Origin of the sequence: Usitatibacter palustris, from assembly GCF_013003985.1 — a bacterium.
Taxonomy (GTDB): Bacteria; Pseudomonadota; Gammaproteobacteria; order Burkholderiales; family Usitatibacteraceae; genus Usitatibacter; species Usitatibacter palustris.
In genome coordinates this window covers 1192509-1207849 of the sequence record NZ_CP053073.1, presented here as the reverse complement: position 1 = coordinate 1207849, position 15341 = coordinate 1192509, and the positions used below count along the sequence as shown (strand labels likewise).

The following is a 15341-nucleotide window of genomic DNA, read 5'->3' as shown; positions in this document are numbered from 1 at the left end:
TTCACGCCCCGCCGCCTTACGCCCCTAGGGTAAACCCGCGTTTTGACGCACCGCAGCATCCGGTGTTAGCTTCATCATTCGCACCGGAGCCCCCGCATGAATGCACCACACTCCAACGACCTGGCGACCGCCGAAATCCTCGGCGACTACTGGCCGGGCATCCAGATCTACTACCCGCCGGTCAAGTACGCGCCCTCGCTCGGCATCTACGAGGACCTCGAGCAGGCGGCGCAGCGCTTCAAGAAGCACGCGTGCAATACCACCTCCCACACCCTCCTCTTCGACCTCGAGGACGGGTGCCGCCAGAAGGAGATGAGCCGCGAGCTTCTGCGGCGCGAGCTGCCGGGGCTTGTGCGAAAGCGCCAAGTACAAGTGGCCGTGCGCATCAACCCCTTCCGCACCGAGGAGTACGAAAAGGACCTGCAGATGGTCCGGGACCTCGCGGAGTACTTCGACGTCGTGATGCTCGCGAAGGCGGGCGAGGCGTACGGATCCCCCGAGATCCGCGACCTCTCGGCCGTCCTGGTCGGGCTCAACCACCGCATCACCATCCAGCCGATCATCGAGCACCCCAAGTCGCTCAAGATCGCGCCCGACCTCATGCAGTACTCCACGGTGAAGCACGTGGTGTTCGGGATCCACGACTTCTCCAAGGCGATGGGCATCCAGATCACCCCGCGCGGCTGGACCGAGGAGCTCAAGTTCTACCTGCACGACATCCTTTTCGAGGCGCGCATCGCGGGCAAGGGCGTGATCGGTGGCGTGGAGACGCTCATCGGCAACTCGCCCATGCCCGAAACCTTCGTGGAGCCCGACGACGTGCGCCGATGGCTGGATCTGCACGGCGACGAGGAATCGCGAGTCGTGTACGGCCACGCGCTCGAGGAAGCTTCGCTGGGACTGTCCGGCAAGCAGGTGATCCACCCCTCGCACATCCACCCCTGCAAGGTCGCCTTCACGCCCTCGCCCTCCGAGATCAAGACGAAGATCGCGATCCTCACCGCCGCGATCGAAGCCGACGCGCTCCTGGGCGGTGCGATCAAGTTCCAGGGCGAGATGCTCGACCCGCCGATGTTCGGCAAGGCGCTCCAGACCCTGCTCAAGGCCCACGCGCTGCATGCGCTGGCGGAAGCCGACACGCGCTTCGCGATCGACGTGCTGAAGCGACTGCCCGCGCAGGTCGTGCGCGAGAACTGGCCCTACGGCGTCATCCTCTGATGCCGCGCTTCACGCCTTTCCCGCCCTGGACGTGGGAGGTCCCGGCGGCGCTGAACATCGGTGTGGCCTGCACCGACCGCCACCTCGGCACGCCCACCGAGCAGCAGGCTGCGATGATCGTCGAGGACGACACGCTCGGCACGAGCACGATCACCTACGGCGAGCTCGCCGCACGCACGAGCCGCTTCGCGCAGCTGCTCCGCAACCTCGGCATCGAGTCGGGCGAGCGCGTGCTGGTGAGACTCCCCAACTCGATCGACTACCCGACCGCGTTCCTCGGGACGATCAAGCGCGGCGCCATCGCGGTTCCGACCTCCACGCTGCTCACCGCCGAGGAAGTGCAGTACCTCGCGAAGGATTCAGGCGCGGCCGCGATCGTCATCGACAATGCGGCGTGGCGCGCGATGGGCGCTTCGCTTTCCGGCGGGCTGCGCTTCGCGCTTCTCTGCGGGTCGGGTGACGTTCCCCCGGTTCCCGGCGTGCAGGCGCTGGACCTCGAGCTCGCGCTCGACGCGATCGCGTCCTGGGACCCGCCCGCGGCTACGAAGCCTGACGATCCCGCGTACCTCGTCTACACGTCGGGCACAACCGGCTATCCGAAGGGCGTACTCCACGGCCACCGCTCACTGATCGGCCGCACGCCCGCGTGGACATATTGGTTCGACTCCCGGGATAGCGAAGCGCCGGTGGACAAACCAGCTGAGGATCGCATCGTCCACTCGGGCAAGTTCAACTGGACATACGTCCTCGGCTCCGCGCTCATGGACCCGCTCTATCGAGGCAAGACCGTGATCGCGCACGAAGGGCGCAACGACGCCGCCACCTGGCCGCGACTCATCGCGAAACATGGCGCGACCACGTTCATCGGCGTGCCCACGATCTATCGCCAGATCCTGCAGAAGACGACGCTCGGCAAGGCCGATGTCCCGACGCTGCGCCATTGCATGAGCGCGGGCGAACACCTCTCGGACGAAGTGTTCACGCAGTGGAAGGAGCGCTTCGGGCTCGATATCTTCGAGGCGGTGGGCATGAGCGAGTTCAGCTACTACCTCTCGCAGAGCAAGTTCCGCCCCATCCGGCCGGGCAGCGCGGGCTTTCCGCAGCCCGGCCACGACATTCGCCTCCTCGATCCGCAAACGCTCGCCGAGTCAGCCGCGGGCGAGGAAGGGATGATCTGCATTCCCGAGTCGGATCCGGGCCTGTTCCTGCGCTACTGGAACCTCCCCGAGGAAACCGCCGCGCTCAAGCACGACGGCTGGTTCTTCACCGGCGACTACGCGCGCTACGACGAGGACGGCTACCTGTGGTTCCTCGGCCGCAAGGACGACATCATCAAGAGCTTCGGTTATCGGGTGTCGCCGTACGAAGTCGAACGCGTGATGAAGAGCCATCCCGGCGTGGCCGACTGCGCATGCATCGCGGAAGAGGCCGGTGCGGACAAGCGCCTCGTGGTCGCTTACGTCATCGCGCAGCCGGGAAGCGAAGCGGATCCCGATGAGCTCCTCGCCTTCGCGCGCAAGCACCTTGCCGCGTACAAGGCGCCCAAGGTGGTCTATCTCGCCCGCGACTTTCCGCGCACCCGCAACGGGAAGATCCTGCGTCGCGAGATCGCGCCGACGATTGCCACCGCCCGCTCATCGCGGGATTGACGCCCCTGCTCGAAAGGATGCCGCCCTTGCGCGCATTGCACGCCACCCTCGCCCTGCTCGCGTTTCTCTGCTCCGCCTGCAGCACGATGACCGATCGCTGCGTGACGCCGACGCTCGCCATCATCGGTGCAACCGTCTATCCCTCGCCGACTGAAGCGCCGATCGCCGATGGCGTCGTCCTCATCCACGGCGACAAGATCGTGGCGGTGGGTACGGCAGCCGCGATCTCCGTCTGCGCGGACGTCCCGACCATTCGTGCGCAAGGACAACACCTCGTCGCCGGCTTCCAGAACAGCCACATCCATTTCACCGAGCCGATCTGGGAAGGCGCCGCCTCGCAACCGGCGGCGAAGCTCGGCGAACAACTGAACGACATCGCCTTGCGCCGGGGCTTCACCACCGTCGTCGATATCGGCTCGCATACCGCGAACACCGTCGCGATGCGCGCGCGCATCGAGCGCGGCGAAGTCGTCGGGCCGCGCATCCTCACCACCGGCATCCCGTTCTATCCGGTCAACGGCATCCCCTGGTACCTGCGCGACCTGCCACCGGAGATCCTGAAGATGTTCAACACACCGGCCACGCCGGCCGAGGCTCGTGCCCTCGTCGCGAAGCAGGTCGCCGAAGGCGCCGATGCGGTGAAGCTCTTCACCGGCTCGGGCATGGGCCAGGGCAAGGTGCTGCCGATGGACACCGCAATCGCAACGGCGGCCGCGGACGAAGCGCACAAGCTTGGCAAGCCCGTCTTCTCGCACGCGTCCAACCTCGCGGGCCTCGAGGTGGCGATCGCGGCGCGCGTCGATGTGATCGCCCATCCATTGCAGGACACGGACGACTGGTCGCCCGCCGTGAACGCCCGCATGCGCGAACGCGGGATGGCGATGGTCCCGACGCTGACCCTGTTCGGTAGCGTGGACAACATCGCCGCGATCGAGCGAGAGGTAGGGGATTACGCCCGTGCCGGCGGCCAGATCCTCTTCGGCACGGACGGTGGCTTCATCCCGTATCGCGGCACCGACGAGGAATTCCTGCGCATGGGCCGCGCCGGCCTCGACTGGCGCGCGATCCTCGCTTCGCTCACGACGGCGCCGGCAGCCCGCTTCGGGGAGTCGGCACGGCGCGGACGAATCGCGCCCGGAATGGATGCCGATCTCGTGCTGCTTTCCGGCGATCCGTCACGCGACACCGGGAACTTCTCGAATGTCCGAATGACCATTCGACGGGGTGTGATTGCCTTCGGCCGGTAGCACGCGCAATGGTAAAATTCGGCAGCCCTCCGTAGTCCCTGGCATCACGCCTTCTCCGCTCACCATCCAGACCTGCCGATGACTCCCGATAAAGTGCTGCGCCCCCTGAAACCCCTCCCGAATCTCATCTTCATGAGCCGGTGGCTGCAGCTGCCGCTCTATCTGGGCCTGATCGTCGCGCAGGGCATCTACGTCTGGGTCTTCTGGCAGGAGCTCTTCCACCTCGTTCTGGCGACCTTCGGCAACGCCGACTCGCTCACCCACCTGCTCGACGCCGTCACGGTGGAAGGCGGCGTGCGCCCCACGAAGCCCAACGAAACAGTGCTGATGCTCGTGGTGCTCGGGTTGATCGACGTCGTGATGATCTCGAACCTGCTGATCATGGTGATCGTCGGCGGCTACGAGACCTTCGTTTCGCGCATGGGCCTGCAGAACCACCCCGACCAGCCCGAGTGGCTCTCGTCGGTGAATGCCTCGGTGCTCAAGGTGAAGCTCGCCACCGCGATCATCGGCATCTCGTCGATCCACCTTTTGAAGACGTTCATCAACGCCGCGCACCACGACGACAAGGTGATCATCGCGCAGGTGGCGATCCACATCACGTTCCTGCTCTCGGCAATCGCGATCGCCGCGTCGGACCGGCTCATGCCCCACCCCACGCCAGGGAAGAACCACTAGGAGCCGTCGTGACCACGATCCGCGAAGAAGACTTCATCGCCTCCGTCGCCGACGGCTTCCAGTTCATCAGCTGCTACCACCCGCTCGACTACATCAAGCCGCTCGTGGAAGCCTACGAGCGCGAGCAGTCGCCCGCGGCGAAGGACGCGATCGCGCAGATCCTCATCAACTCGCGCATGGCCGCCGAAGGCCGCCGGCCGATGTGCCAGGACACGGGCATCGCCATCGCCTTCATCAAGGTCGGCATGGACGTTCGCTGGGACACGAAGAAGTCGCTGCAGGAACTCGTCGACGAAGGCGTGCGCCGCGCGTACACCGACAAGGACAATCCGCTGCGCGCTTCGATGCTCGCGGACCCGGACGGCAAGAGGAAGAGCACCGGCGACAACACGCCCTCCGTGACACACGTCGAGCTCGTGCCCGGCGACAAGGTCGATGTGATCCTTGCCGCGAAGGGTGGCGGCTCGGAGAACAAATCGAAGTTCGCGATGCTGCTTCCGAGCGACAACATCGTCGACTGGGTCCTGCAGCAGGTTCCGACGATGGGCGCGGACTGGTGCCCGCCCGGGATGCTTTCGATCGGCATCGGCGGTTCGCCCGAGAAGGCGATGCTGATGGCCAAGTGGGCCATGATGGAACCGCTCGACATCCATGAGCTGAAGGCGCGCGGCGCGAAGACACGATCCGAGGAACTGCGCCTCGAGCTCTACGAGAAGGTGAATGCGCTCGGCATCGGCGCGCAGGGCCTGGGCGGCCTCACCACCGTCCTCGACGTGAAGGTCACCGACTACCCGACGCACGCGGCCTCGAAGCCCGTCGCACTCCTGCCCAACTGCGCGGCCACCCGCCACGTGCACTTCGTGCTCGACGGCTCCGGTCCCGCGAAGCTCGAGCCGCCTTCGCTCGACGACTGGCCCAAGCTCACCTTCGACACGTCGAAGAGCCGGCGCGTGAACCTCGATGCGCTCACCAAGGCCGAGATCGCGACGTGGAAGGCCGGCGATCGCCTGCTGCTCAACGGCAAGCTGCTCACCGGCCGCGATGCCGCGCACAAGCGGCTCACCGACATGATGGCCAAGGGCGAGAAGCTGCCCGTCGATCTCACCAATCGCTTCATCTACTACGTGGGTCCCGTCGACGCCGTGCGCGAGGAAGTGGTCGGTCCCGCGGGCCCGACGACGGCTTCGCGCATGGACAAGTTCGTCGAGCCGCTGCTCGCGAAGACCGGCCTCATCGGCATGGTGGGCAAGAGCGAGCGCAAGGATGTCGCCATCGAGTCGATCAAGAAGCACGGCGCGGTGTATTGCATCGCCGTGGGTGGTGCGGCCTACCTCGTCTCCAAGGCCATCAAGGGCTCGCGAATGATCGCCTTCGAAGACCTCGGCATGGAAGCCATCCGCGAGTTCGACGTGAAGGACATGCCGGTCACGGTCGCCGTCGATTCCACGGGCGAGTCCGTGCACAAGACCGGCCCGACGGAGTGGCGCGCGAAGATCGGCAAGATTCCGGTCTCCGTCGCCTGAATCGTTGAGCGCTGACGCACTCTGGCTCGCGCGCCATGCGCGCGAGCGCCGGCCGCTGCTCGTGCTGGCCGCGTCGGCCGCCGATGCCGAGCGCCTGCGCGAGGAAACCGCCTGGTTCGATCCGCGGCTCCGGGTGCACCGACTGCCCGACTGGGAAATCCTGCCCTACGAGGAATTCTCCCCGCACCCGGACCTCATCTCGGAGCGGCTCGCGACGCTCTGGCAGATGCAGGGTGGCTCCTTCGACGTCGTGATCGTGCCGGTCGCCACCGCGTTGCAGCGTCTCCCCCCTCGCTCGTACCTCGCGGGCCGCACGTTCCACCTGCGCCAGAAGGATCGCCTCGATCTCGCCGCGCTGCGCGGGCAACTCGTGCTCGCCGGCTACGCGCACGTGCAGCAGGTGATGAGCCCCGGCGAGTTCTGCGTTCGTGGCGGTCTCGTCGATCTCTTCCCCTCAGGCAGCGCCGTTCCCTACCGGATCGACCTCGTCGGCGAAGAGATCGAATCGATCAAGACCTTCGACGTCGATACGCAACGCTCGATCTACCCGGTGGGCGAAGTCCGCTTGCTGCCGGCGCGCGAGTTCCCGCTCGACGAAGAGGGCCGTGCGCGCTTCCGCGAGAATTTCCGTGAGCGCTTCGAAGGCGATCCGTCGCGATCGCGTGCCTACAAGGACGTCTCCAGCGGCCTCGCGCCCGCGGGCGTGGAGTGCTACCTGCCGCTCTTCTTCAGCGGCACCGAAACGATCTTCGACTATGTCCCGAAGGACACGCGCTTCGTGATCCACGGCGAGCTCGCCGGCAGCGCGGAGTCGTTCTGGAAGGATCTCAAGTCGCGCTACGAGCTGCTGCGTGGCGACCGCGACCGGCCGCTGCTCGAGCCGAGGGACCTCTACCTGCCGGTCGAGGATCTCTTCATCGCCCTGAAGGAATTCGAACGCAAGGACTATTCGCCCGAGATCTCGGGCGCGCGCGCCTTGCCGAGGCTGGAAGTCGATCGGCGCTCGGTGGAGCCGTTGAAGCGCCTGCGCGAATTCCTGTCGAAGTACTCGGGGCGCGTCCTCATTTCCGCCGAGGGCGCGGGCCGGCGCGAGACCCTAATGCAGCTCTTGGCTGAGCACGACGTCCATCCCGTACTCATCGAAAGCTGGGACGCATTCCTCGCCGCCACGCATCCGCTTGCGATCGCATTCGGTCCGGTCACCAGTGGCTTCGAGCGCACGGACCAGCCGATCGCCATCGTCACGGAAGCCGAGCTCTACCCGGGGCAGGTACGCCAGGCGCGCCGCCGCGATGCGCGCGCGAAGTCGAGCGCGGAAGGCATGCTGCGCGACCTCGTCGAGGTCAAGGAAGGCGATCCCGTCGTCCACAGCCAGCACGGTATCGCTCGCTATCGCGGCCTCGTGACGATGGATCTCGGCGAGGGCCCGACCGAATTCCTGTATCTCGAGTACGAAGGCGGCGACAAGCTTTACGTGCCGGTCTCGCAACTGCATGTGATCAGCCGCTACACCGGCGCGTCCCCGGATTCGGCGCCGCTGCACCGGCTCGGAAGCGGTGCGTGGGAGAAAGCGCGGCGCAAGGCGGCGCAGCAGGTGCGCGATACCGCCGCCGAGCTCCTCGACTTGTATGCGAAGCGCACAGCGCGCAAGGGCTTCCAGTTCCCGCTCGCGGGAAAGGACTTCGAGGCCTTCAACGCGGGCTTCGAATTCGAGGAGACGCCCGACCAGGCGGCGGCGATCGAGGCCGTGGTTCTCGACATGACCTCGGGCAAGCCCATGGATCGGCTGGTCTGCGGCGACGTGGGCTTCGGCAAGACCGAAGTGGCGATGCGCGCGGCGTTCGTCGCGGTCGCCGCGGGCAAGCAGGTCGCGATCCTCGTTCCGACGACGCTGCTCGCCGAACAGCACTTCGAGAATTTCAGCGACCGCTTCGCCAACTTCCCCGTGAAGATCGCCGAGTTCTCGCGCTTCCGGAGCGCGAAGGAAATCGCCGCCGGCGTCGAGGGACTGGCGAGCGGTGGTGTCGACATCGCGATCGGCACGCACAAGCTCATCCAGAAGGACGTGAAGTTCAAGGACCTGGGGCTCGTGATCATCGACGAGGAGCATCGCTTCGGCGTACGCCAGAAGGAACAGTTGAAGCAACTGCGCTCCGAGGTCGATGTCCTCACGCTCACCGCGACACCCATTCCGCGCACCCTCGCCCTCTCCCTCGAGGGCCTGCGCGATTTTTCGGTGATCGCCACGGCGCCGCAGCGGCGCCTCGCCATCAAGACCATCGTCAATCGCGAGACCGCGGGCATCGTGCGCGAGGCCGTGATGCGCGAGCTGAAGCGCGGCGGCCAGGCGTACTACCTGCACAACGAAGTCGAGACGATCGAGAACCGCCGCGAGGAGCTCGAGAAGCTGCTGCCCGAAGCGCGCATTGCCGTCGCGCACGGCCAGATGCGCGAGCGCGACCTCGAGGGCGTGATGCGCGACTTCTACCACCAGCGCGCGAACGTGCTGCTGTGCTCCACGATCATCGAGACCGGCATCGACGTGCCGACGTCCAACACGATCATCATCCATCGCGCCGATCGCTTCGGTCTCGCGCAGCTGCACCAGTTGCGCGGGCGCGTCGGCCGCTCGCACCACCAGGCCTACGCGTACCTGCTCACGCCACCCGAAGAGGCGCTGAGCGCCAACGCGAAGAAGCGCCTCGAAGCGATCCAGATGATGGAAGAGCTCGGCGCGGGCTTCTACCTCGCGATGCACGACCTCGAGATCCGCGGCGCCGGTGAAGTGCTGGGTGAATCGCAATCGGGTGGCATCCACGATGTCGGCTTCGCGCTCTACACCGAGATGCTCGAATCGGCCGTGCGCTCGCTCAAGGCCGGCAAGGAGCCCGACCTCTCGAAGCCCTTCGCCGTCGCCACCGAGGTCAACCTGCACGCACCGGCATTGCTCCCGACGACCTATTGCGGCGACGTGAACGAGCGCCTCGTGATCTACAAGCGCCTCGCGAATGGCTCCACGGCTGAAGACATCGAGCGCCTCACCGAGGAGCTGGTCGATCGCTTCGGTCCACTGCCCGATCCCACGCGCGTGCTGCTCGAATGCCATCGCCTGCGCATCCAGGGCGCGCCCCTTGGCGTCGCGAAGATCGATGCGAGCCCCGCGGCGATCGTCGTGCAGTTCGTGCCGCAGCCGCCGATCGATGCGCGCAAGGTCCTCGCACTGGTGCAATCGAGCCGCCTCTATACACTCCCCGGGCCGGACCGCGTGCGCATCGCGCCGTCCCATGAAGACCTCAAGGCCCGCGCGAACGAAGTCCGGCGCTTCCTGGGAAGGCTCGCATGACGAACCTCAACCTCATCATCCAGGGTGAAGACGTCGCCACACCCGACCTGAAGGCGCTCCATTCGATCGCCACCGGGAAAGCGATCGAGCGCATCGCCGACAATGCCTTCCGCATCACCGGCGCCGATGCCGATGCCGCGAAGCGAGACGCCGTCGCGGCCCACTGCGCGAGAGCGCGCCTCGACTGGGGCTTCGTCGCGCCCGGCCGCGCACTCGCCGACTTCGGCCTCCTCGCGATGGACATGGACTCGACGCTGATCTCGATCGAATGCATCGACGAGATCGCGGACTTCGCCGGACGCAAGACCGAGGTCGCGTCCGTCACGGCTTCGGCCATGCGGGGCGAGATCGATTGGCCCACGAGCCTGCGCCAGCGTGTCTCTGCGCTTGCAGGCCTCGATGAGACGGCCCTCGCGCGCGTGTACGCCGATCGCCTGCGGTTCAATCCGGGCGCAGAGCGACTGATTGCGGCGGCGCGAGACCAGGGCGTGAAGACGCTGCTCGTCTCCGGCGGCTTCACCTACTTCACCGACCGCGTGCGCGATCGCCTGAAGCTCGATTACGCGTACTCCAACGTGCTCGACGTCGCCGGCGGCAAACTCGCCGGAACCGTGAGCGGACCGCTGGTGGACGCGGGCGGAAAGGCGGCGCACCTGCAGCGCATCGCGAGCGAGCTCGGCATTGCGAAGGAGCGCGTGCTCGCGATCGGCGACGGCGCGAACGACCTGCCGATGATGGCCGAAGCGGGAACGAGCGTCGCCTACCACGCGAAACCCGTGGTGAAGGCGAAGGCGACCTACGCGCTCGACTACGTCGGGCTCGAGGGCGTCCTCAACCTGCTGGCCGGTTAAGGCTTGGGCGGGGGAAAGTAGACGTACGACGAGGCCGGGGCGTCCGAGGCCTCGTGCTCGCGTTGCGTCTGCGGGTCCTGCGGGCGGTCCCACCACGTGGCGCGCAGCTTCGGGCGCTGGGCGGCAACCTGCGGGTTCTTCGCGAGGAATTCCTTGAGAAAGCGGGTGGCTTCCGACTCGTACATGGCGCGTCCAGTAGTCCGCCTCGGCTTGCGGCGGGTTCGGGGATAATAAGCCATGCGGCTCACGTACCCCAAGTCATTCCTCTCGCTGCTGCTGATCGGCTTCACGATCGTCGCAGCGCCGCTCCTCTTTGCGTTGTTTTCCAATGCCGTGGCCTTCGAGCGCCTGGCCGCCCTCTCGGAGCAGGCCGTGCTCTCCGCCGTGAAGGTCACGCAAGCAAGCCGCGCGCTGACCGTCAACATCAATGCCCTCGAGCGCTCGGCCCGGCAATACGCCGTCGCGGGGGAAGGGACCTTCCTCGAGGCCTATCGCGCCAACCGCGCGGCGTTCCAGGCCTCGCTCAAGCAACTCGAGGAAATGCCGCTCTCGGACGACCAGCGTGCCGAGGCGACGGCGATCTCGAAGCAGGAAGAAACGGTGCACCAGACGCTCATGAAGTCGCACCCAACGGCCGAGCTCTCGATGCGACTCGCCGCGGATTTCGGCGACATCGCCGATCGCGGCCTTGCGCTGGTTCGCATCGGCGACCAGGTCATCGACGAGGGCATCGAGCAGCTGCGCACGCAGGCCGTGAAATCGCGCAACCGCGTCTTCTGGCTGATGATCGCGATGATCCCCACCGCGGTCCTGCTCATCGCCTCGTTCACCTTCCTCATCGCGAAGCCCATCTCGCAGGTGACTTCGAGCATCCGCAGCCTGGGCGAGGGGCAGTTCGCCAAGCCCATCACGATCGAGGGACCGGGCGACATGGTGCGTCTTGGCGAGCAACTCGACTGGCTGCGCGAACGGCTCATCTCGCTCGAAGCGCAGAAGACACGCTTCCTGCAGCACCTGTCGCATGAGCTGAAGACGCCGCTCACGGCGCTGCGCGAGGGCTCGGATCTTTTGTCCTCCGGGGTTGTCGGAAACCTGAATGCCGAGCAACGCGAGATCGCGCTCATCCTCCAGGAGAATTCCATCGAGTTGCGCAAGCTCATCGAGGGCCTGCTCAACTACTCCGCCGTGCATGCTTCCCAGGCCTACCTCGACGCGAAGATCGTCCAGCTTCGCGACGTCGTGCGCCGTGTCATCAACGACCGCAAGCTCGCGATCGTCGCGAAGGCCATCCGCGTCGAGCTCAACTGCGAGAACGTCACCGCCTACTGCGACGAGGAAAAGATCCGCGTGCTGCTCGACAACCTGCTCTCCAACGCCGTGAAGTTCTCGCCCGAGCGCGGCCTCATCTCGATCAAGCTCTACAAGGACCACGCGAACGCCGTGCTCGAGGTGTCCGACGAAGGGCCGGGCATCCCGGCCTCCGAGCGCGACAAGGTCTTCGAAGCCTTCTATCGCGGCACCGACTCGCCGCTGGCGGCCATCAAGGGCAGCGGCCTGGGCCTGTCGATCGTCAAGGAGTACGTCCAGCTCCACAAAGGCGAGGTCGAGATCCTCGAAGGTCCCGGCGCGCACTTTCGCATTCGCTTCCCGCGCAAGCGCGATCTCGAGGAAGCCGCATGAAGTGGCTTGCCCTTGCCGCCTGCGCCTTCGGCCTCGGCGCCTGCGCACTCCTCGAGGAGGAGAAACCCGCTCCGGTCGTCGTCGCGCCCGCGCCGCCCCGCAAGCCCACCAGCGCCGATGAGCTCCTGGCCTACCTCGATCGCCTCCGGGCCCTCGACGAAGCCGCGCTCGCCCTGGAGACCTCCCGGCAACGCGAATTCGCCAAGAAAGACCCGACCGACCTCGCCCGCCTCAAGGCCGCCCTCGCGCTCTCCACGTCCCCGCAATCCGAAGAGGCCGACATCCTGGCCCTCATCGAACCCCTCTTGCGGGAGGGATACGCCATCCAGGACGCGGATGCCCTCGCAATGGCAAGCTTCTTGCAAGGAATGGCCTTGGAACGCCGCCGGCTCAAGGAGAGCGCCGCCGTGGCGAATGGCCGCTCCCGTGACGATCGGAAGGCGATGGACGCGCAAAAGCACCGCGCCGACCACCTCGAGCAACGCGTGACGCAGCTGCAGCAGAAGATCGATGCCCTGACGAGCCTCGAGAAAAGCCTCTCGAAACGCGCCACGCAAGGAAAGTGATGTCGAAGGAAGGCAAGGCCTCGCTGCTGGTGGTCGACGACGACCCGGATCTCCTCCGGCTCCTCGCGATCCGCCTCAAAGCCAACGGGTATGGCGTCTCGGCCGTCGATTCGGGCCAGCGCGCGCTCGCGTCCATCGCCGCGTCCCGGCCCGAGCTCGTGCTCACCGACCTGCGCATGGATGGCATGGACGGCATGGCGCTTTTCCAGGAGATCCAGGCGTCCTATCCGGGCCTGCCGGTGATCATCCTCACGGCCCACGGGACCATTCCCGATGCCGTCGCGGCGGTGAAGCGCGGCGTCTTCGGCTACCTCACCAAGCCCTACGATCCGAGCGAGCTCCTCTACCAGATCGAGCGGGCCCTCACGCTGCATGGCGGCTCCGGTCCGCGCGGGAACGGCGCCGGGCAACTGTGGCGCGAAGACATCATCACGCACTCGTCGCTCATGGAGGACCTGCTCGCGAAAGCGCAGCGCGTCGCCGCGGGAGACGCGAGCGTATTGATCCAGGGCGAGAGCGGCACGGGCAAGGAATTGCTCGCGCGCGCCATTCACCGTGCAAGCCCGCGGGTCAACCAGCCGTTCGTCGCGATCAACTGCGGCGCGATCCCCGAGACCCTCCTCGAGAGCGAGCTCTTCGGGCACATGAAGGGCTCGTTCACGGGCGCGATCGCCGACCAGCGCGGCCTCTTCGTCGCCGCGGACAAAGGCACGCTGTTCCTCGACGAGATCGGCGATATGCCCCTCGCCCTGCAGGTGAAGCTCCTGCGGGTGATCGAGACGCGCGAGGTCCGCCCCATCGGCGCGACCCGCTCGATTCCCTTCGACGTGCGCATCATCTCGGCGACCCATCGCGACCTCGCGAAGGAGAAGGAGTCAGGCGGTTTCCGCGAAGACCTCTACTACCGCCTGAACGTCGTGACGCTGCGCTTGCCCACGCTGGCCGAACGGCCCGAGGACATTCCCCGCCTCGCCGAACATTTCCTCGCCACGCTCGCCCCCCGCTACGGGCGCGAGAAGGCGGCGTTTTCCTCGGAAGCGCTCGAGCACCTGGTAAGAGCCAAGTGGCCGGGCAACGTCCGCCAGCTGTTCAACGTCGTCGAGCAGTCGATCGCCCTGTGCCCGACGGAGATCATTCCGCAGGCTTTCGTCGAGCAGGCGATCCAGGTCGAGATGCACGAGATGACCTCCTTCGAGGATGCGCGCAAGCGCTTCGAGCGGGATTACCTGACGCGTATCCTCAAGCTCACGAAGGGCAGCGTCTCCCAGGCGGCCAAGCTGGCGAGGCGAAACCGGACCGAGTTCTACAAGCTTTTGCAGCGTCACGGCATCGAAGCGGCCCTCTTCAAGGCTGACGCCAAATAAGTCGCACCCGTCGCTTTTCAGCGACAGGCGCGATTTGTGTATAATCAGGGAGTTAGTGCAGTTGCCGGGGTAGGCTGTCGCCGATTGGCGACATACTAAGGGGTACGGGTGTCGCCAAATGGACGACAACTTCCCTGAATCCCAAACTTTTCAAGCGCTTGCAAAAATTGGCACCAACTTTGCAAGTAGAGGGCACGTAGTACCCTCCTGTATTTCAAGAGTGCGCCTTGTGGGGCAGGTATCCTGCCCCTTTTTTTTGCCTGTTATTCCGGCAGCGCATTCATCCGATAGAGCGTGATCAGGGCCACCGTGGGCTTGCCCAGGGGGGCCAGCCAACGCGCGTAGACACCCTCGATGTCCCCCGTGCGATAGAGCTGCGCGATCACCCGATCGGCTTCCAGCCGAAGCTTCGAATCGCCGCGGCGAACCACGATCGCGTACGGCTCGTACGAGAGCTCCTCCGGAAGCGGAATCAGGTTCTCAGCACCGCCGGCCGCCAGGAACGTCCCGAGCAGCGCCGTGCGATCACCGGCCATCGCATCGACCTTGCCGTCCTTCAGCATCTCGAAGGCTTCCTGGACCGTCTGCGTCTTCACGACCTGCGCGTTGATGAACCGGCTCTTGAGCGCCGTTTCCACCGCGGCGAGCGTGGTGGTCTTGTCGGCGACGGCGACCTTCTTGCCCTGGAGATCGGCCATGGTCGTCGCGGAGGTGCGGCGCGCGAGCAGCGCCGCGGCGTCGATGAAGATCGGCAGCGTGAAGTCCACCTGCTCGCGGCGCTTGATGGTCACCGTGGTCGTGCCGCATTCCATGTCCACCTTGCCGCCGGCAACCGCATCGAGGCGCGTCGTCGGCGTGAGGGGCACCCACTCCGTCTTCATATCGGCGATCTTGAGCTGGTTCTGGATGGAGGCCGCGATGCGCTTGCAGATCTCCACCGAGTAGCCGCCCGCTTCACCGTCCTTGTTCTTGTACGAGAACGGCAGCGACGTCTCCGAGTAGCCCAGGCGAATGGTGCCGCGCTTCTTGATGTCGGCCAGGGCGTCGGGATCGTGCGCCAGGGCGGATCCCGCGGCCACCAGCAAGCCGGCCACGGCGAATTTCGTGAATCTCATTGTTTGATGCTCCAGGTGAATGGGGTTTGAAGGTACGGCAGGCGCAAGTGTGTCAGAAGCCGCTGCGAGTCACCAATCCCGCCCGTGCCATTCCCGCCGGTTACCGC

Annotated in this window: 12 protein-coding genes; 10 read left to right on the top strand and 2 right to left on the bottom strand. The window is 66.0% G+C overall.

Going from position 1 to position 15341, the window contains the following annotated elements:
- The first annotated feature begins 96 nt into the window (after positions 1-96).
- The 7 genes from DSM104440_RS06205 (at position 97) to serB (ending at position 10509) form a co-directional block, all read left to right on the top strand.
- Entirely contained in the window at positions 97-1218 is a 1122-nt protein-coding gene (locus tag DSM104440_RS06205) for an HpcH/HpaI aldolase/citrate lyase family protein (RefSeq protein WP_171161176.1), read from the top strand.
- The gene (locus DSM104440_RS06200; RefSeq protein ID WP_171161175.1) at positions 1218-2867 is read left to right on the top strand and encodes an acetate--CoA ligase; all 1650 of its coding nucleotides are present in this window, start codon (positions 1218-1220) and stop codon (positions 2865-2867) included. The genes DSM104440_RS06205 and DSM104440_RS06200 overlap by 1 nt, the downstream gene beginning before the upstream one ends.
- A 26-nt stretch (positions 2868-2893) precedes the next feature.
- Positions 2894-4114, top strand: coding sequence for an amidohydrolase family protein (locus DSM104440_RS06195; protein WP_171161174.1), 1221 nt, complete (start codon positions 2894-2896; stop codon positions 4112-4114).
- A gap of 78 nt (positions 4115-4192) precedes the next feature.
- Positions 4193-4792, top strand: coding sequence for a YqhA family protein (locus DSM104440_RS06190; RefSeq protein WP_171161173.1), 600 nt, complete (start codon positions 4193-4195; stop codon positions 4790-4792).
- An 8-nt stretch (positions 4793-4800) separates the two neighbouring features.
- A complete protein-coding gene (locus tag DSM104440_RS06185) occupies positions 4801-6315 on the top strand; it encodes a fumarate hydratase (protein WP_171161172.1) in 1515 nt (504 codons plus the stop codon).
- Between the two features lie 4 nt (positions 6316-6319).
- Positions 6320-9658, top strand: a complete 3339-nt coding sequence (gene mfd, locus DSM104440_RS06180; RefSeq protein ID WP_246212102.1) for a transcription-repair coupling factor — start codon at positions 6320-6322, stop codon at positions 9656-9658.
- Entirely contained in the window at positions 9655-10509 is an 855-nt protein-coding gene (gene serB / locus DSM104440_RS06175) for a phosphoserine phosphatase SerB (RefSeq protein ID WP_171161171.1), read from the top strand. Before mfd ends, serB begins: the two co-directional genes overlap by 4 nt.
- Here serB and DSM104440_RS06170 read toward each other — a convergent pair.
- Positions 10506-10694 (bottom strand): DUF3460 family protein, encoded by a 189-nt coding sequence (locus tag DSM104440_RS06170; protein ID WP_171161170.1) that lies wholly within the window; start codon positions 10692-10694, stop codon positions 10506-10508. The genes serB and DSM104440_RS06170 overlap by 4 nt on opposite strands.
- A gap of 52 nt (positions 10695-10746) precedes the next feature.
- On the opposite strand from DSM104440_RS06170, the gene DSM104440_RS06165 reads away from it, so the two are divergent.
- The 3 genes from DSM104440_RS06165 to DSM104440_RS06155 are packed head-to-tail and all read left to right on the top strand — an operon-like array spanning position 10747 to position 14119.
- Complete coding sequence (locus DSM104440_RS06165) at positions 10747-12189, top strand: sensor histidine kinase (RefSeq protein ID WP_171161169.1); 1443 nt, start codon at positions 10747-10749, stop codon at positions 12187-12189.
- Entirely contained in the window at positions 12186-12755 is a 570-nt protein-coding gene (locus tag DSM104440_RS06160; RefSeq protein ID WP_171161168.1) for a hypothetical protein, read from the top strand. Before DSM104440_RS06165 ends, DSM104440_RS06160 begins: the two co-directional genes overlap by 4 nt.
- Complete coding sequence (locus DSM104440_RS06155) at positions 12755-14119, top strand: sigma 54-interacting transcriptional regulator (protein WP_171161167.1); 1365 nt, start codon at positions 12755-12757, stop codon at positions 14117-14119. Before DSM104440_RS06160 ends, DSM104440_RS06155 begins: the two co-directional genes overlap by 1 nt.
- 263 nt (positions 14120-14382) lie before the next feature.
- Here DSM104440_RS06155 and DSM104440_RS06150 read toward each other — a convergent pair whose 3' ends face one another.
- Positions 14383-15234, bottom strand: coding sequence for an amino acid ABC transporter substrate-binding protein (locus DSM104440_RS06150; RefSeq protein WP_171161166.1), 852 nt, complete (start codon positions 15232-15234; stop codon positions 14383-14385).
- Positions 15235-15341 lie beyond the last annotated feature (107 nt).

What these genes read in the sequence shown, in the direction of transcription:
- DSM104440_RS06170 (WP_171161170.1), bottom strand. Translation starts at nt 10,694, where the DNA reads ATGTACGAGTCGGAAGCCACCCGCTTTCTCAAGGAATTCCTCGCGAAG.
- DSM104440_RS06205 (WP_171161176.1), top strand. Translation starts at nt 97, where the DNA reads ATGAATGCACCACACTCCAACGACCTGGCGACCGCCGAAATCCTCGGC.
- DSM104440_RS06150 (WP_171161166.1), bottom strand. Translation starts at nt 15,234, where the DNA reads ATGAGATTCACGAAATTCGCCGTGGCCGGCTTGCTGGTGGCCGCGGGA.
- DSM104440_RS06190 (WP_171161173.1), top strand. Translation starts at nt 4,193, where the DNA reads ATGACTCCCGATAAAGTGCTGCGCCCCCTGAAACCCCTCCCGAATCTC.
- DSM104440_RS06165 (WP_171161169.1), top strand. Translation starts at nt 10,747, where the DNA reads ATGCGGCTCACGTACCCCAAGTCATTCCTCTCGCTGCTGCTGATCGGC.
- DSM104440_RS06155 (WP_171161167.1), top strand. Translation starts at nt 12,755, where the DNA reads ATGTCGAAGGAAGGCAAGGCCTCGCTGCTGGTGGTCGACGACGACCCG.
- serB (WP_171161171.1), top strand. Translation starts at nt 9,655, where the DNA reads ATGACGAACCTCAACCTCATCATCCAGGGTGAAGACGTCGCCACACCC.
- DSM104440_RS06160 (WP_171161168.1), top strand. Translation starts at nt 12,186, where the DNA reads ATGAAGTGGCTTGCCCTTGCCGCCTGCGCCTTCGGCCTCGGCGCCTGC.
- DSM104440_RS06200 (WP_171161175.1), top strand. Translation starts at nt 1,218, where the DNA reads ATGCCGCGCTTCACGCCTTTCCCGCCCTGGACGTGGGAGGTCCCGGCG.